13 protein-coding genes are annotated in these 16406 nt (G+C 70.6%); 5 read left to right on the top strand and 8 right to left on the bottom strand.

Annotated features, from left to right (window positions below; translation table 11 throughout):
• The first annotated feature begins 109 nt into the window (after positions 1-109).
• Positions 110-4975, top strand: a complete 4866-nt coding sequence (locus VGB75_06440) for an NAD-glutamate dehydrogenase (GenBank protein HEY0166665.1) — start codon at positions 110-112, stop codon at positions 4973-4975.
• Between the two features lie 4 nt (positions 4976-4979).
• Here the strand turns inward: VGB75_06440 and VGB75_06435 are convergent, their stop codons facing one another.
• The 5 genes from VGB75_06435 to VGB75_06415 form a co-directional block, all read right to left on the bottom strand.
• A complete protein-coding gene (locus VGB75_06435; protein HEY0166664.1) occupies positions 4980-5378 on the bottom strand; it encodes an ATP-binding protein in 399 nt (132 codons plus the stop codon).
• 196 nt (positions 5379-5574) lie between these two features.
• Positions 5575-6501, bottom strand: coding sequence for a glycerophosphodiester phosphodiesterase family protein (locus VGB75_06430; GenBank protein HEY0166663.1), 927 nt, complete (start codon positions 6499-6501; stop codon positions 5575-5577).
• A 237-nt stretch (positions 6502-6738) separates the two neighbouring features.
• Entirely contained in the window at positions 6739-7620 is an 882-nt protein-coding gene (locus VGB75_06425; protein ID HEY0166662.1) for an SDR family oxidoreductase, read from the bottom strand.
• Positions 7621-7652: 32 nt separating this feature from the next.
• Complete coding sequence (locus VGB75_06420) at positions 7653-8540, bottom strand: DNA-formamidopyrimidine glycosylase family protein (GenBank protein ID HEY0166661.1); 888 nt, start codon at positions 8538-8540, stop codon at positions 7653-7655.
• 29 nt (positions 8541-8569) lie between these two features.
• Positions 8570-9715, bottom strand: coding sequence for a methyltransferase (locus VGB75_06415; GenBank protein ID HEY0166660.1), 1146 nt, complete (start codon positions 9713-9715; stop codon positions 8570-8572).
• A 118-nt stretch (positions 9716-9833) separates the two neighbouring features.
• Here VGB75_06415 and VGB75_06410 point away from each other — a divergent pair, with 118 nt between their 5' ends.
• Genes VGB75_06410 through VGB75_06400 form a run of 3 tightly spaced genes read left to right on the top strand, consistent with a single transcriptional unit; the run spans position 9834 to position 11886 of the window.
• Positions 9834-10460: an AIM24 family protein gene (locus tag VGB75_06410; protein HEY0166659.1), complete on the top strand. Its 627-nt coding sequence runs from the start codon at positions 9834-9836 to the stop codon at positions 10458-10460.
• Positions 10457-11128: an AIM24 family protein gene (locus VGB75_06405; protein HEY0166658.1), complete on the top strand. Its 672-nt coding sequence runs from the start codon at positions 10457-10459 to the stop codon at positions 11126-11128. Before VGB75_06410 ends, VGB75_06405 begins: the two co-directional genes overlap by 4 nt.
• Positions 11125-11886: an AIM24 family protein gene (locus tag VGB75_06400; GenBank protein HEY0166657.1), complete on the top strand. Its 762-nt coding sequence runs from the start codon at positions 11125-11127 to the stop codon at positions 11884-11886. The genes VGB75_06405 and VGB75_06400 overlap by 4 nt, the downstream gene beginning before the upstream one ends.
• 26 nt (positions 11887-11912) lie before the next feature.
• Here the strand turns inward: VGB75_06400 and msrA are convergent, their stop codons facing one another.
• Positions 11913-12575: a peptide-methionine (S)-S-oxide reductase MsrA gene (gene msrA, locus VGB75_06395; GenBank protein ID HEY0166656.1), complete on the bottom strand. Its 663-nt coding sequence runs from the start codon at positions 12573-12575 to the stop codon at positions 11913-11915.
• Between the two features lie 46 nt (positions 12576-12621).
• On the opposite strand from msrA, the gene VGB75_06390 reads away from it, so the two are divergent.
• Positions 12622-12993, top strand: coding sequence for a DUF6191 domain-containing protein (locus VGB75_06390; protein HEY0166655.1), 372 nt, complete (start codon positions 12622-12624; stop codon positions 12991-12993).
• On the opposite strand, the gene VGB75_06385 is transcribed toward VGB75_06390, so the two are convergent.
• Both VGB75_06385 and VGB75_06380 read right to left on the bottom strand, forming a co-directional pair.
• The gene (locus tag VGB75_06385; protein HEY0166654.1) at positions 12990-14672 is read right to left on the bottom strand and encodes an acyl-CoA dehydrogenase family protein; all 1683 of its coding nucleotides are present in this window, start codon (positions 14670-14672) and stop codon (positions 12990-12992) included. The two genes, VGB75_06390 and VGB75_06385, sit on opposite strands and share 4 nt — an antisense overlap.
• Positions 14673-14883: 211 nt before the next feature.
• Positions 14884-16371 (bottom strand): trypsin-like peptidase domain-containing protein, encoded by a 1488-nt coding sequence (locus tag VGB75_06380; protein ID HEY0166653.1) that lies wholly within the window; start codon positions 16369-16371, stop codon positions 14884-14886.
• Between the last annotated feature and the right edge of the window lie 35 nt (positions 16372-16406).

Here is a 16406-nt window from a genome sequence, read left to right as displayed (position 1 = left end):
GGTGGCTGCAGATGACCGGCGCCCTCGCTGTGGTTCCATTAGGCAGGCGTGATGTCAGGAGCAGGCATCAGGCCCGACTCACTGCCCGTCACAACGAGGTGACATCGCGATGACCGAGCTTTCCGCGGACGCGGGATCGATCGATCCTGCCGCCGGACAGCCAGCGGCTCAGACCGCCGCGGACACCCGCCGGGAGCCGCCGCCGGGCAGCCAACCGCCTCCCGACGAAGAAGTGTTCCTACGTCGCTACCTGATGCGGGCCGCGGCGCAGCTTCCCGGCCGGCCGGCTCGCGCGCTGACCGAGCTGGCCCGCCTGCACTTTCAGGCGGCCAGCGCCAGAAAGCCGGGCGAGACGGTCGTCCGGATCGCCAACTCCGACGGCGAGGGCACCAGCATCGACCTGGTCACCGAGGACGCGCCGTACCTGGTGGACTCGACCCGGGCCGAGCTCGAACGCGCCGGTCACGTCATCGAGCACTTCCTGCATCCCCAGATCGTGGTGTGCCGCGACGCCGACGGGGTGATCACCAAGGTGCTGGACCTCGAGGACACCGCCGAGGTGCCCGAAGGCTCGGCCGCTGAGTCCTGGATGCACATCGAGACCAGCCTGATCCGCGACTCCGAGCACGAGCAGGTGGCCGCGGACCTGCGGCGGGTGATCGCCGACGTGCACAACGCGGTGGCCGACGCCCCGGACCTCTACCAGCTGATCCGCGAGCTGGCCGACCGGATCGAGGCCGACCCGGGCGAGTTCGACCGTGACACCTCGGCCGAGGCAGGCGAGCTGCTGCGCTGGTTGGCCGACGGCAACTTCATGATCCTGGGTCATGCGGCCTATTCGGCCAACGAGCTGACCAACCCGTCCCGCTCGGCCACCGCGACCAGCAACGAGCGCGGCGTGCTGCGGGGCGCGGCCAGCATCTCGCCGCTGGAGCTGCTGCCCGCCTACCGCTCCGGCGCGCCGCTGGTGATCTTCAAATCTCCGATGGTCTCGACCGTGCGCCGCTCGAGCCGTTATGACTGCGTCACCGTGGTCGCCCCGCCCTGCGACGGCGAGGCCTCCAAGATCCACGTCTTCCTCGGCCTGATCACCGACGAGAGCGACGGCACGGTGGGCCGGGTGCCGGTGGTGCGGCGCCGGATCGCCGAGGTGCTGCACCGTTCCGGCGCCCGGGCCGACAGTCACACCGGCCGGCAGTTGCTGGCCGCGCTGCGCACGCTGCCTCGCGATGAGTTGCTCGAGGCGCCCACGCCGGACCTGCTCAAGCTTTCCCAGCTGGTGGTCAACCGCGCCGAGCGCGGCGGCATCGGGGTGTTCGCCCGGGTGCATCTCAACCGCGACTTCGTCACCGTCCTGGTCTACTTCCCCGGTGACCGGCTGGGGCCCGAGACCCGGCGCAAGGTGCGCGAGGTGGTGCTGGCGAGCTGGCCGGGCAAGATCATCGGCCGCGACGACCGGATCGTGGAGCTCGGGTTGGCCCGGATGCAGTTCCTGATCGCGCTGCGAGCCGGTGAGGAGGTGCCCAATCCGGACCGGTCGGCGGTCGAGGCCACCGTCGCCCAGGTCACCCGCCGGTGGAGTGACGACCTGGCCGACCTGCTCACGGTCGGCGTCGGCGAGCAGGAGGCCGACCGGCTGCTGCGCCGCTACGACGGCGCCTTCCCCGAGGCGTACAAGGAGGATTTCGGCGCGTCCACGGCCGTGGCCGACCTGCGCCGGCTGGAATCGCTGCCCGATGTGGACGGCCTGGGCTTCGAGGTCTACACCCCCGCGGCCGATGACCCCGCCGACCGCCGGCTCAAGATCTTCCGCACCGGCGCCCCGCTGTCCTTGGGCCGGACCCTGCCGATGCTGGAGCTGATGGGCATCGAGGTGCTCGACGAGCGGCCCTACGAGGTCGAGCGCACCAACGGCACGCCGTCCTGGATCTATGACTTCGGGCTCAAGCTCGGCGAGGGGGTGGACTTCTCACCCGAGCGCTCGGCGGCCGTGATCGACACCCTGCGGGTGCTCTGGCAGGGCGGTGTCGAGCAGGACGGGTTCAACGCCCTGGTGGTGCGGGCCGGGCTGACCTGGCAGCAGGCCACCGTGCTGCGGGCCTACGCCAAGTACCTGCGGCAGGCCGGCACCACCTTCAGCCAGGGTTACGTCGAGGAGGCCCTGAGCCAGCACACCGGCATCGCCGCGCTGCTGGTCGAGCTGTTCGACGCCCGGTTCAATCCCGAGCGGGTGGACCCGGCTGATCCGGGGGGCGTCGAGCTTCAGGAAGGCATCCGGGCTCAGCTGGACCAGGCGCTGGCCGAGGTGTCCAGCCTGGACCAGGACCGCATCCTGCGCTCGCTGCTGAGCCTGATCACGGCCACCCTGCGGACCAATTACTACCGTCGCGACGCTGCGGGCGTGGGTCCGCAGACCTTCGCGGTCAAGCTGGACCCGCAGGCGATCACCGAGCTTCCCGAGCCACGCCCGAAGTTCGAGATCTGGGTCTACTCGCCGCGGGTCGAGGGGGTGCACCTGCGGTTCGGCTCGGTCGCCCGGGGCGGGCTGCGCTGGTCTGACCGCCGGGAGGACTTCCGCACCGAGGTCCTCGGCCTGGTCAAGGCGCAGATGGTGAAGAACACCGTGATCGTGCCGGTCGGCTCCAAGGGCGGCTTCGTGGCCAAGCGGCTGCCTGACCCGGCGGTGGACCGTGACGCGTGGCTGGCCGAGGGCATCGCCTGCTACAAGAGCTTCATCACCGCGCTGCTGGAGCTGACCGACAACTTCCGACGGGATTCTGAGGGCAACCAGTACGTCGCCAAGCCGCCGGCCACGCGCTGCTATGACGGTGACGACCCGTACCTGGTGGTGGCCGCTGACAAGGGCACGGCCACCTTCTCTGACATCGCCAACGGGATCGCGATCGAGCGCGGTTTCTGGCTCGGCGACGCCTTCGCCTCCGGGGGCTCAGTGGGCTATGACCACAAGGCGATGGGCATCACCGCCCGGGGCGCGTGGGAGTCGGTGAAGTACCACTTCCGCGAGCTGGGCACCGACACCCAGGCCCAGGACTTCACCGTGGTCGGCATCGGTGACATGTCCGGTGACGTGTTCGGCAACGGGATGCTGCTGTCCCCCCACATCCGGCTGGTGGCCGCCTTCGACCACCGGCACATCTTCCTCGACCCAGACCCGGACCCGGCCGTCTCGATCGCCGAGCGTGCCAGGCTGTTCAAGCTGCCCCGGTCCAGCTGGGCGGACTATGACTCCACGCTGTTGTCGGCCGGCGGCGGGGTGTACCCCCGCACGCAGAAGAACATCGAGGTCTCGGCCGAGGCCGCGGCCGCGCTGGGCATCGCGGCCGGCGTCGGCAAGATGACCCCGACCCAGCTGATCCACGCGATCCTGACCGCCCCGGTGGACCTGCTGTGGAACGGCGGCATCGGAACCTACGTCAAGGCCTCCACCGAGTCTGACCTGGACGCCGGTGACAAGGCCAACGACGCGCTGCGGGCCGACGGCAGCCAGCTACGGGCCCGCGTGGTCGGCGAGGGCGGCAACCTCGGTTTCACCCAGCGCGGCCGGATCGAGTTCGCGCGGGCGGGTGGGCGCATCAACACCGACGCCATCGACAACTCCGCCGGTGTCGACACCTCAGACCACGAGGTGAACATCAAGATCCTGCTCGACCACGCGGTGCAGGCCAAGCAATTGGACGTGGCGCATCGCAACAGCCTGCTCGCCTCGGTCACCGACGAGGTCGCGGCGCTGGTGTTGCGCGACAACTACGAGCAGAACGTCCTGCTCGGCGTGGCCCGGCACGGCGCGAAGTCGCTGGTGTCGGTGCACCGGCGGCTGATCCGGGAGCTGGAGAAGGCCGGCGAGCTGCACCGTGAGCTGGAGTTCCTGCCCACCGACAAGGAGCTGGCCGCCCGTGAGGCAGAGGGCGCCGGGCTGAGCTCGCCGGAGCTGGCGGTGCTGACCGCCTACGTCAAGATCTCCCTCGCTGAGCGCCTGGGCGCCTCCAGCCTGCCCGACGAGCCCTGGTTCCAGCAGTCACTGCGGTCCTACTTTCCGCGTCCCATCGCCGAGCAGTTCGCCGACCAGCTGGCCGAGCACCCGCTGCACCGCGAGATCATCACCACCTGCGTGGTCAACAACCTGATCAACCGGGGCGGCGCCTCGTTCGTGTTCCGGGCGCAAGAGGAGACCTCGGCCGATCCCGCCCAGATCGCGCGGGCCTTCACGGTGGTCCGCGAGGTGTTCGGCCTGGAACGGATCTGGGCCAGCCTGGAGGCGCTGGACAACGAGGTCGGCACCGACGCCCAGCACGTCGGCTACCGCGAGGTGCGCCGGACGATGGACCGCGCGGTGCGCTGGCTGGTGGACGTCCGCTTTCCCATCAGCGACGTGACCGCCGAGATCGAGCGATTCGGGCCCACTGTGGCCGAGCTGAAGCCCAAGGTCCCGGAGCTGCTGCGCGGCCGGGAACGGGAGAACCTCTACGCCGAGGTCGACCGGCTGGTCGGGCACGGGCTGCCGCGTGAGCTGGCGCTGGAGATCTCCTGCCTGCTCACCTCGTTCCTGCTGCTGGACGTGGTCGAGATAGCCGTCGCCAACGACCGGTCGGCCGCCGAGGTCGCCGACCTGCACTTTGCGCTGTCGGAGCGGTTGAGCGTCGATGACATCCTCTCCGCGGTCACCAACCTGCCTCGCGATGACCGGTGGTCGGCGCTGGCCCGGGCGGCGATCCGGCACGACGTCTACGCGGCGCTGGCGGCGGTGACGGCCTCGGTGCTCAAGGACACCGACCCGTCGCTGCTGGCCACTGAGCGGCTGGTCAACTGGGCCGAGCGCAATCCCGAGCGGGTCGAGCGGGCCCGGGCGACCTTCGCCGAGGCGCTGTCACGGGACAAGGTGGATCTGGCGACGCTCTCGGTGGTGCTGCGGGTGATGCGCGGCCTGCCGTCTTCGGCGGTCAGGTCGGCGTACTAGACCCTTAGTCGTGCTTTCTGGCCCGTGCCCAGACGGTGGTGGCGCCGCTGTCCTCGGCGGCCACTCCCCAGGTGTCGGCGAGCTCGGCCACGATCCGCAGGCCGCGGCCGCAGGTGTCCTGGCAGTCGGGCAGCCGAGCCGAGATGTCGGCGGCGCAGCTGTCCGTGCCGCCGTCGGTCACCGAGATCTGGTAGCCCTCGTCGTCGACGGACCAGCTCACCGCCAGCTGGCCGCACGGCAGCGGCGCGGCATGCCGGACCGCGTTGCCGACCAGCTCGCTGGCGATCAGCGCCGCGTCCAGGGCCGGCTCACCGGTCACCCCCGCGTCGCCGAAGGCGGCCAGCACGCTGCGGCGAGCGATCGCGGCGCTGCTGGAGGCGTGTTCGACCCACAGCGTGGACATCTGGCCAGCTTTCCTGTCGCGCAGCGCACCCGACGAGCGACACTGCTGATGTCAGGTTTGTACCCAGCCTGTGGCCAGATATACCTCGACTCGCCAATGACTTTGTGCTATCTGTCGGTTACGGGCCGTAGGTTTTAACGGTGTGTGCCGGGTCCGTCCGATTTGCAGCGATGTGACCCTGAATGCGCGGGACGGCTCAGCCGGTGGGGGGCCGCAGCTGCGCGAGCACCGCCGCGGGCCGGTTGGTGATGATCGCGTCGATGCCCAGGCGGCTGACCAGTTCGACGTCCTCGGGCTTGTCCACCGTCCAGCAGAACACCCGGTTGCCCGCCTGGTGCGCCCGCTCGACGTAGTCCGGCTCCGAGCGCAGCAACCGGATGCCCGGCCCGCCGATGCGCACCCCGGTCGGCAGTGACCCGTCCCGGCGCAGGGGCATCCGGCGGCCGTCCATCAGCAGGGTCAGCGGCACCGAGGGCGCCAGCTGCCGGATGCGGCGCAGGGCGGTCGGAGCGAAGCTCATGATCGTCACCGGATGGCCGTCGAGCTCCCGGTTCACACCGGCCGGGGTCGCTGGGTCACCGCGGCCGGCCCAGCCGAAGCGCCTGAGCAGCCGGACCAGCTCCTGCTCCACCAGCCCGCCGTAACGGGTGGGGTGCTTGGTCTCGATCAGCAGCCGCAGCGGCCGGCCGGCGTCGGCGACCACCCCCAGCAGCACCTCCAGGGTCAAGACCGTGCAGCTGTCTAACCCCTCGCGATCGGGGGCGACGCCGGCCAGGTACGGCGAGTCGGTCAACAGCTCGTCCGGGGAGCTGGGCAGCTCGTCGTGCCAGGAGCGGAAGTCCAACGCCTGCAGACCCGACAGGTCCAGCTCGCTGACGATCCCGGTTCCGTTGGAGGTGCGGTTGACGGTGCGGTCGTGCACGCACACCAGATGACCGTCGCGAGTGAGCCGGACATCGCATTCCAGCCCGTCGACGCCGGTCTCGATGGCCGCCAGGTAGGCAGGCAGGGTGTGCTCAGCGGCGTCGGCGGAGGCGCCCCGGTGGGCGATCACCCACGGGTTCGGGTTCGGCGCCAGCGCCGGACGGCTACGGCTACGGTCACGCGACAGCGGGCGTGCCATGGCGTTAGCAGACGTGCGAGCGGTCGCCGTCATCTAGCAGCGGGGGGCCCGGTGGACCGCTGTCGCGGTCAGACCCGGCAGCCGGGACCGACTGAGGCTGGGGGAGCGGATCGTGGCTGACTATCGGGACCTGATTCGGTCCGGAATCGTTCACGCCGCCTAGTATGCCCCTATTTGATGGCACGCAGGCAAACCTCTCGCACATTGCCGCCGACGGATCGGGGTGTGGTCCTGTGATCATGATGTGCTCGTCCTACTCAAGCGCAGCCGCGCGGTCAGGAACGTGGCCAGGCTCCGGGGCCTGCGCCCGGTGAGGTTCTTGACGTCGTCGGTGACGCCGTCGACCTCGCCTGCCGCGATGGCGGTGTAGGTGGAGACCCAGGCGTCGGTCTGCCAGGCAGGAGCGCCCCACTTGCGTCGCGACTGGTAGGCCTCGGCGACGGTCTCGTTGTGGAAGGTGACGTGCTGGCCGGTGACGTCGCTTATGGTGGCGGCCACCTCGGCCATGGTGAGGGCTTGCGGCCCGGTGAGGCGGTAGGTGGCGCCTAGGTGGGCGTCGGGGTCGGTCAGAACAGCCACGGCCGCCCGGGCGATGTCCGCGCGAGTGACCGCGGCGACGCGCCCGTCTCCGGCTGGTCCTCGAATGACGCCGTCGTCACCGGCGAGGGCGGGCAGGAAGTCTATGTAGAAGTTGTCGCGCAGGAACGTGTGAGCGATGCCGGTGTCCTTGATGTGCTGCTCGGTGGCGTAGTGGTCGCGCCCGAGCGTGAAGACCGAGTCGGGCGCGGCGCCGCAGAACGAGGTGTAGACGATGTGCCGGACCCCGGCTTCGGCTGCTGCGTCGATGAAGGCGCGGTGCTGGTCGAGGCGGTCGGCCGCGTCGGCGGCCGAGACCATGAACAGCACCCGGACGCCGTCGAGGGCGCGCGTGGCTGCCTGCCTGTCGGCGTAGGAGGCCGGGAGGACCACTGCGCCGCCCAGGTCAGGCGCCCTTGAGGGGGTGCGGGCGAGCAGGCGCTGCTGGACCCCCTGGCCGGCCAGCGTGCGGGCGACCATGCCGCCGAGCGCGCCGGTCGAGCCGGTGACGGCAAGGTCGGGAAGTTCGGCTGAGGTGCTCACGCGGTCTCCTGACGGCGGTCAGCGCTGAGTGGTCATTTCACCAGCCGGGACAGCCGGCGGTCTGCGAGGTTCTTGCCACCGGTCTGGCAGGTCGGGCAGTACTGGAGTGACTTGTCGGCGAAGGACACCTCGCGCACGGTGTCCCCGCACACCGGGCACGGCAGGCCGGCGCGGGCGTGCACGGCCAGGCCGCTGCGCTTCTCCGACTTCAGCGTGGCCGCCCGCTGGCCCACCGAGCGCTCCACCGCGTCGGCCAACGTCTCGCGCATGGCGGTGTGGAGCGCGCTCACCTGGGCCTCGGTGAGTCGCGCGGCGATCGCGAACGGCGAGATCCTGGCCGCGTGCAGGATCTCGTCGGAGTAGGCGTTGCCGATGCCGGCGAGCACCGACTGGCTGGTCAGCACGCCCTTGATCTGGGCGCGCTCGCCGGCCAGCAGCGCGGCGAAGGCCTCGAGGTCCACCGCCATCGCGTCGGGCCCCAGCCGGGCGATGCCGGGCACCTCCAGCGGATCGCGCACCAGGTAGACCGCCAGCCGTTTCTGGGTGCCGGCCTCGGTCAGGTCGAAGCCGGCCGGCGGAGCATCGGGATCCTCGTCAGAGTCGATCCCTGGCGCCAGGTGCAGCCGGAAGGCCAGCGGCCCGCGTCCGGGCTTGGGCGGCGCCGGTGACAGCTTCTCGCGCCACTGCAGCCAGCCGGCGCGGGAGAGGTGGGTGACCAGGTGCAAGCCGTCGACCTCGAGGTCGAGGAACTTGCCGTGCCGGCCGGCGCCGGTGACCGTCAGCCCGTTCAGGGCGGTCAGCGGCGGGTCGAAGGTCTTGATCACGCTGAACGCGGCGACGTCGGAGCGGATCACGGTGCGCCCGACGGCATGCTCGCGCAGGAACGCGGCCAGCGCCTCGATCTCCGGTAGCTCCGGCATGCGGTTCAGCCTACTGTCGCAGGGCCGGCTCAGCGCCGGACCGACACCGTCACGGTGAACTTGGGGTCGCGGTGCGCCTGCCGGGTGCTGCCGATGAACCGCTCCAGGCTGCCCCGGTGATCCAGGTGCGAGTTGTAGACCACCCATAGCTGCCCGCCGGGACGCAGCACCCGTCCGGCCGCCCGGAACAGCTTGTGCGCCACCGCCGGATTGACGGTGGCGCCCACATGAAACGGCGGGTTGCAGACGATCAGGTCGGCGCTGGCGTCGGCTAGCCCGCTCATCGCGTCCTCACGCCGGACGCTGACCCGGTCGGCCACCTCGTTGGCCAGCATCGTCGCCCGGGCCGAGGCCACCGCCGCGGCCGACTCGTCGGTGGCGATCACCTGCAGCTCGGGACGGGCCTTGGCCAGTGCCGCCGCCAGGATCCCGGTGCCGCAGCCCAGGTCGACCGCCGTCGCGCCGGCGCTGATCCCAGGCGCCATTCGATCCAGCAACGCCAGCAGCTGCCGGGTTCCCAGATCGAGCTTGGTCCCGGCGAAGGCGCCGCCGTGCGCGCACACCCAGAGGTCGGCCTCGCTCAGGTGCTCCCGCCGCGGAAAGCTCGACCCGGTCGCGTCCTGGCGCGGCTCGCGGGCGGTGATCACCCGCGACTTCTGCCGAGCCAGGCCGGCCTTGACGTCGCCGAAGCTGGCCCGCAGCACCTCGTTCATGCTCAGACTCAGGTGCTTGACCCGGCCGCCGAGGTACACCGTGACGCCCGGATCGGCGTGCCGGGCGATCAGCTCCGTGGTCTCACGCAGCGCGTCGATGCTCTTGGGCGCCTGGATCAGCACCACCTCGGCGGCGTCGAACAGCTCGGCGTCCAGCGGCAACTGGCGGTGCCGGCCGGTCAGTCCCAGCCGCTGGGCGTTGCCGGCCAGCGCCAGCTCGCCCGACAGCGGGTCCTGATGCACCCGAAGGTCTGCGAGCTGGTAGCGGGCGGCCGCGCCGAGGGTCAGCGCCCCGTAGTGGTCATTGACCAGCACCACCGAGCCAGGCCGCGCCTGAGGCAGCCGCGGCTCGGCCTCGTCCAGCAGCAGCCGGTCGGTGGCGTCGACGGCGAACAGGTTGGCCGCCTCCACGTCGGGAAAGCGGCGCAGTTGGCTGAGATCGAAGTTACCGCCTGTTGTCATCGGGCGAGCATGCCACCGAAGGAACTACTCGCCCATGCGGAGGCCGTGGTGGGCGGCGACGAGAGGCGCCGAGGGCAGCTCGGCTGCTAGCCTCGCCGTCGTCGATGGGGGAGTGCCGATGAGCCAGCTGAGAACCAACGGCCGACGGGTGCTGGAGGCCCATCTGCAGAACACCAGCATCCGTGCGATCAGCGGGTCGATGGTGGCCTACGACGGGCAGGTGCAGTTCAAGAGCGCAGGCATGGGCGGTGGCGAGGGCGTGATGGCCGGCCTGAAGCGCAAGGCCACCGGTGAGTCGCTGTCGCTGATGGAGTGCGCCGGGTTGGGGGTGGTCTACCTCGCCGTCGACGCCCAGGACGTGATGCTGGTCGAGCTGAGCGACGAGTCGCTGCAGGTCGAGTCGCGCCAGCTGCTGGCTCTGGCAGGGCAGCTGCGGATGGACGTCAAGTTCGCCGGGGTCCGAGGTGCGGCCACCGGGCAGGGGCTGTTCACCACGACGGTGAGCGGGACCGGCCAGGTGGCGATCCTGTCCGCCGGCGGCCCGCTGATCGGCCTCGAGGTCTCATCCCAGTCCCCCCTAGTGGTCGACCCGGACGCCTTCGTCGCCGCGCGCGGCCGGCTGAGCCAGTCCTTTGTCACCGACGTCTCCTGGGCCTCGGTCGTGGGCGAGGGCAGCGGCGAGCCGTACTCCCTGCGCTGGGAAGGCCAGGGTGTGGTCTACATCCAGCCCGCGGAGCGGCCATGACGTTCGAGAAGGTCAATTCCAAGGTGGTCAAGGTCGACCTGGCCGCCAGCGGCGACGTGCTCGCCCGCAAGGGGGCAATGCTCTTTTACACCGGGGACGTCCGGTTCACCCCGCACGGCCCGGGTGGCGCCGGCGGCATGGGTGGGCTGGTCGGCATGGCTGGGCGGGCCATGGCAGGCGAGCACCAGGTCATGATGGTGGCCACCGGCAGCGGCGAGATCCATTACGGCCGGGCCGGGCTGCACGTGACGGTGGTGCCGCTGCGCGGCGACCGGCTGGTGGTCGAGTCGAGCCGGCTGCTGGCCCACACGGCAAGCCTGCAATCCGCGGTGGTCCCGCTGTCCTCGGGCGGCTCCGGCGGTGGCGGGTTGCGCGGGATGGTCCGTGGCGCCGTCACCGGTCAGGGCCTGTTCACCACCCAGCTCTCCGGCCACGGCGCGGTGGTGCTGCTCAGCCACGGCGGCACGATCGAGCTGCCCGTCCGCGCCGGCGGCGGCACGGTCGTCGATCCGCAGGCCTACGTGGGCCACGTGGGCGATGTCGAGGTCAAGCTGGCGGCCCAGGTGAGCTGGCGCGATGCGGTGGGCCGGGGAGCGGGAGAGGCCATGCAGCTCAAGCTGACCGGCGACGGCGTCGTCTACGTCCAGGCATCGGAGCAGAAGCTATGACGATCGCGGTGCACAGCGCGGTGTCGCTGCCCGATGACGACAACGTGCCGGACAACCCGTATGCGTACTCGCTGGAGATCACCAAGCCCTGGTTTCTGACCAAGGGCGCCATGATCGCCTTCTACGGCTCGCTGCAGTTCGTGGCCGTGCGCGGTCGTGGCCTGAGCGGGCACGTTTTCCAGATGGTCGCCTCCCAGTTCTCCTCGCCGCTGTACGCCCAGGACTGGGTGGTGGCCGAGGGCCGCGGCAAACTAGTGCTGGGAGACCGAGGCTATGAGATCAACTCCTATGACCTGGAGGACGGCAACCTCACCATCAAGGCCGCGAACCTGCTGGCCTTCGAGGGCAGCCTGGCGCTGCAGCAGTCGATCGTGCCCGGCTACCTGACCCTGGTCGGGACGGGCAAGTTCCTTGCCTCGTCCTCTGGCGCGGTGATGTTCGCCGAGCCGCCGCTGCGGGTCGATCCTGAGGCACTGCTTGGCTGGGCGGACTGCCCGGCCCCGAGTCACCGCTACGACGCGGGCTGGATGACCGGCTTCCTGGGCTCGGCGATGGCCATGATGGGCGCCTCCTCCGGCGAGGAGCGCCAGTTCGACTTCACCGGCGCTGGAACGGTTCTCATCCAGTCCAGCGAGGCCGTCCGCTCGGACCGCGACATCCTGCAGCTGATCGAGAGCCAACTCCCGCTGGTCGGACCGGCGGGCCTGCAGCGGCTGCAGCAGTCCATTCAGCAGCGGCTGGCGCAGCAGAGCACCTGACCGCGCCGCTTCGGGTGGTCAGCCGTTCAGGAAGACGGCGCGAACAGCCCGACCGGGCAACTCACGCCGGTGGCCAGCACCGGGCAGTAGCCGTTGGGGTTCTTGGCCAGGTACTGCTGGTGGTAGTCCTCGGCGTAGTAGAACTTCTTCAGCGGGGCGATCTCGGTGGTGATCGCGCCGTAGCCGGCCTGCGCCAGCCGCTGGCCGAACGCGGCGGCGGCAGCCTCAGCCTGCTCTCGCTGGGAGTCGCTGGTGTAGTACACCGCCGAGCGGTACTGGCTGCCGACGTCGTTGCCCTGCCGCATTCCCTGGGTGGGGTCGTGGTTCTCGAAGAACACGCTCAGCAGTTCGGGGTAGCTGATCCGAGCCGGGTCGAAGAACACCGCGACCACCTCGGCGTGGCCGGTGCGACCGCTGCAGGTCTGCTCGTACGTCGGGTGCTCGGTGTAGCCCCCGGAATAGCCCACCGCGGTGGAGTGGACCGCCGGCAGTTGCCAGAAGTCCTTCTCCGCGCCCCAGAAGCAGCCCATGCCGAACACCGCGGTCTCCAAACCGTCCTGCTCGAACGGCTCCCGGATCCGGCGACCGGTGACGTGATGGGTCTCGGGAATGCTGTACGGATAGTCCGGCCTGCCGGACAGGGCGGACTCGGGGGTGACCAGTTCGTTTTTGGGTCGCAGAAAACTCATGTTTCAAGGCTACGTCCGGCACGCAAGCGGCGCGTAGTCTGAAAACATGACGGAGTGGGGAATTGACACCCTTTTCAATCCAGGCAAGCGCCATATGGATGAGGAGAAGCGCCGGCTGCAGTCAACCCGTGAAGAGGTCGGTGACGCCTCCGGCGGTCGTCGAATCGACCTCGAATCCGGCACCGTGACCATTTCCCGGCGGGGCAAGAGCGCGCCGCCCGCGGCCGCGGACTCTGAGCAGGACACGCAGCGATCAGCTCGGCCCGACGCCGAAGAGACCGAGCCGGTCTCCCAAGGCCCGGCAGCCGTGACAGTCTCGCCAGGCGCGGCAGCCGTGGCCGAGCAGGCCGAGCAGGCCGAGAACGGCGAGCAGGCCGACAACGGCGCGGGCGGTCCGCAGAAGGCGGCCACCGACTAATCGAGGCTTCCCGTCGCGGCCCGGTTGGGGTCGCAGGACTCGAGCACCGCATCGATCGTCGTCCGGCCGAGGCCAGCCCAGGACTGCCCTCCTGAGCCGAAGACGTCAGGACCGGACCCGCCCAACCGGCTGGCCAGAAACGCCTCGGCGACGGCGGCGCCGCCCGGAGAGGCGCCCGCTGCCCTGACCAGCAGCCCGGCCTGCAGCGTGCGGGCCAGCAGCCCGGCCAAACCCCGGGCCGAGCGGGCGTCGGCGTCGGGGTCCGCGCCCAGCGCAGCCAGCCGCTTGGCCAGCTGGTCAGTGGCGGCGTCGAGCCGGCTGTCGGCCCCGGCCGACAACGCCAGCTCCTCCAGCAGGGCCTGCGCAGACTCAGGCTCGCGGCTTGCCGCGCGCACCACGTCCAGGGCGATGACGTTGCCCGAGCCCTCCCAGATGGAGTTCAACGGCGATTCCCGGAAGTACCTCGGCAGGGGTGACTCCTCAACGTAACCGGCGCCGCCAAGGCATTCCAGGGCCTCGCCGACCACCATCGGAGTGCGCTTGCAGACCCAGAACTTGGCCGCTGCCACGGCCAGTCGCAGCAACGGCGCCTCGGCGCGGTCCACCGCCGTGGCCAGGCGCAGGAACAGCGCCGACGCCGCCTGCACCTCGACCGCCAGATCGGCCACCACCTCCTGCATCAGCGGCTGGCCCGACAGCCTGGCGCCGAAGGCGTCCCGGCCCGCGATGTGATGCATGGCCTGGGTCAGCGCGGCCCGCTGCACCGCCGCCGAGCCGATCACGCAGTCCAACCTGGTCATGCTCACCATTTCGAGGATGGTGCGCACCCCCCGGCCCTCGACGCCGACCAGCCAGCCGGTGGCGCCGGCGAACTCCACCTCCGAGGAGGCGTTGGACCGGTTGCCCAGCTTGTCCTTGAGCCGTTGCAGCGCGAAGTCGTTGCGGCTGCCGTCGGGCAGCACGCGGGGCGCCAGAAAGCAGCTCAAGCCCGATTCGGTCTGCGCGAGCACCAGGAACAGGTCACACATCGGCGCCGAGCAGAACCACTTGTGACCGGTTATCGAGTAGGTGCCGTCGGCATTGGGCCTGGCCCGGGTGGTGTTGGCCCGGACGTCGGAGCCGCCCTGCTTCTCAGTCATCGCCATGCCGGCCAGCAGGCCGGATTTGGCTCCGGGGCTGCGCAGTCCGAAGTCATAGCTCAGGCTGGTCAGGCCGGGCTCGAACTGCGCGGCCAGCTCCGGGCTGTGCCGCAACGCCGGCAGCACGGCGTAGGTCATCGAGATCGGGCAGCCATGGCCCTGCTCGAGCTGGCCCCACACGTAGAAGCCGGCCGCCCGGACCAGGTGGGCGTTCGGGCTGGGATCTGCCCAGGGCGCGGCGTGCAGCCCGTTGGCGACCGCGACGCCCATCAGCTGATGCCAGGAGGGGTGGAACTCCACCTCGTCGATCCGGTTGCCGTACCGGTCGTGGGTGCGCAACACCGGCGGGTAGATGTTGGCCAGGCGTGCCCACTCCTGCGCCTCGGCGCTGCCCGCCTGCTGGCCCAGCGCGCTCAGCCGCCGCAGTTGACCGGCGTCGGCTCCGGCCGTGGACAGGGCCGCCACGAGCGCTCGGTCGTCTGAGAACAGATTGACTCCAGACCACGGAGTGGGGACGTTGAAGACCTCATGGGTGGGCACCCCGCCGACGTTACCCGCCGGTAGCCGGGCCGTCACCACCATGGCGCGCCTGGAGAATCGGCCGTAGCCGGGCCGTCACCACCATGGCGCGCCTGGAGAATTGGCTGCGGCCGGGCCGCGGCTGTCAACCGCGGCCCGGCCGCTGGGAAACGACGCTCGGGCCTGCTCCGTCCTGATTTCAGCAGGCGGACCGGGGCGAGCACCGCCAGGATTAGCTGCTGGTGGAGCCGAGGGTCACCTCGACCTCAGCCGCCTTGCCGGCTCGCACGTACGTGATCTTGACCCGCTCGCCCGGCGCGTGATTGCGGATCGCGGCGATCAGCGAGTCGGCGGTGGTGACCCGACGGCCGTCGACCGAGGTGATGATGTCGCCGACCTTCAACCCGACCTTGGACGCCGCCCCGCTGGGCGACACCGCGCGCAGCGGCACGCCGGACTGGCTCTGGGTGGTGCTCTGGTTGCCACCGACCTCGACGCCGAGCACCGCGCGGGTGGCCTTGCCGGTGGCGATCAGCTCGCTGGCGATCCGGCTGGCCTCGTCGGAGGGGATCGCGAAGCCGATGCCGATGTTGCCGGCCTGCTGGCCCGGGATCTGCAGGCCGCCGGAGCTCTCGGTGGCGATGGCGGCGTTGATGCCGACCACCGAGCCGTTGAGGTCGACCAGCGGGCCGCCGGAGTTGCCCGGGTTGATCGCCGCGTCGGTCTGGACCGCCGCGAACACCGCCTGGGCCTGGTCCCCCGCGCGCACTGGCCGGGACAGGTTGCTGACGATGCCGCTGGTCACGGTGTCAGACAGGCCCAGCGGGGCGCCGACGGCGACCACTGTCTGCCCCACGCTCAGCGAGCTGGACTTGGCGAAGGTCGCCGCGGGCAGGTTGCTCAGGCCCTCGACCTTGATCACGGCAAGGTCGTCGGAAGGGTCGCGGCCGATGATCTTCGCCGAGGCAGAGCGCCCGTCGGCCAGCATGACCTGCAGGTCGCCGGTCCCGTTTCCGATCGACACCACGTGGTCGTTGGTGAGGATGTAGCCGTCCTGCCGGATGATGACGCCGGAGCCGGTGCCGGACTCTTGGCCGCCGCTGACTCCGATGGTCACCACGCTGGGCCGGATCTTGGCCGCCGCCGCGCCGATCGTGCCGTCGAGCTGAGCTGCCGGCGCACCGGTGGCATTGGTGATCCGCAGGCCTATGTTCACCGAGTCGCCCTGGTCGCGCTCGGCTATCGCGACCACCCCGCCGCCCACGCCGCCGCCGAGCAGGGCGGCGAGCAGCGCGGTGATCAGCAGCGTCCTACCACGCCGACGCCGGCCGGCGGGCTCGGCGGCCAGCGCCGGCCCGTCCAGCCTGGGCAGTTGCTGGGTGTGCTGGACCGGCTGATAGGCCTGGGCCGGCGGTGGGTAGCCGGGTGCGGTGAAGTCGCCGCCGCTGGGCTGGGTGTGCGGTTGGAATGCCGGCGCCGGCGGGTAGTACCCCTGCTGGTACCCGCCGTCATAGCTGCCGCTGCCGCCGTCATAGTTGCCGCTGGCATAGCCGCTGCCGCCGCCGGCCGCTGGCTGGCCCGGCTCGTAGCCACGGGTGACCGGTTGCACCGGCTCGTAAGCGTGGCTGAAAGGCTCGACCCGCTCCGGCGCCCGGTCTGACTCAGGCGCAGCGGAATCGTCACCAGAAGGAGGCGGTGGCGGGTACTCGTTCGAGTTCATGCCATCACTGTGGGTTGCGAGGCTGTGCGATGGCT

Source organism: Jatrophihabitans sp., from assembly GCA_036399055.1.
Taxonomy (GTDB): Bacteria; Actinomycetota; Actinomycetes; order Mycobacteriales; family Jatrophihabitantaceae; genus Jatrophihabitans_A.
Note: the sequence above shows the minus strand (reverse complement) of the source record. Positions and strands in the feature narration are given on the sequence as shown.

Bases quoted from the DNA above. Each gene is read 5' to 3' on its own strand.
- VGB75_06420 (HEY0166661.1), bottom strand. From the start codon at position 8,540: ATGCCGGAGCTACCGGAGATCGAGGCGCTGGCCGCGTTCCTGCGCGAG.
- msrA (HEY0166656.1), bottom strand. From the start codon at position 12,575: ATGAGTTTTCTGCGACCCAAAAACGAACTGGTCACCCCCGAGTCCGCC.
- VGB75_06415 (HEY0166660.1), bottom strand. From the start codon at position 9,715: ATGACAACAGGCGGTAACTTCGATCTCAGCCAACTGCGCCGCTTTCCC.
- VGB75_06440 (HEY0166665.1), top strand. From the start codon at position 110: ATGACCGAGCTTTCCGCGGACGCGGGATCGATCGATCCTGCCGCCGGA.
- VGB75_06430 (HEY0166663.1), bottom strand. From the start codon at position 6,501: ATGGCACGCCCGCTGTCGCGTGACCGTAGCCGTAGCCGTCCGGCGCTG.
- VGB75_06405 (HEY0166658.1), top strand. From the start codon at position 10,457: ATGACGTTCGAGAAGGTCAATTCCAAGGTGGTCAAGGTCGACCTGGCC.
- VGB75_06390 (HEY0166655.1), top strand. From the start codon at position 12,622: ATGACGGAGTGGGGAATTGACACCCTTTTCAATCCAGGCAAGCGCCAT.
- VGB75_06380 (HEY0166653.1), bottom strand. From the start codon at position 16,371: ATGAACTCGAACGAGTACCCGCCACCGCCTCCTTCTGGTGACGATTCC.
- VGB75_06435 (HEY0166664.1), bottom strand. From the start codon at position 5,378: ATGTCCACGCTGTGGGTCGAACACGCCTCCAGCAGCGCCGCGATCGCT.
- VGB75_06410 (HEY0166659.1), top strand. From the start codon at position 9,834: ATGAGCCAGCTGAGAACCAACGGCCGACGGGTGCTGGAGGCCCATCTG.
- VGB75_06400 (HEY0166657.1), top strand. From the start codon at position 11,125: ATGACGATCGCGGTGCACAGCGCGGTGTCGCTGCCCGATGACGACAAC.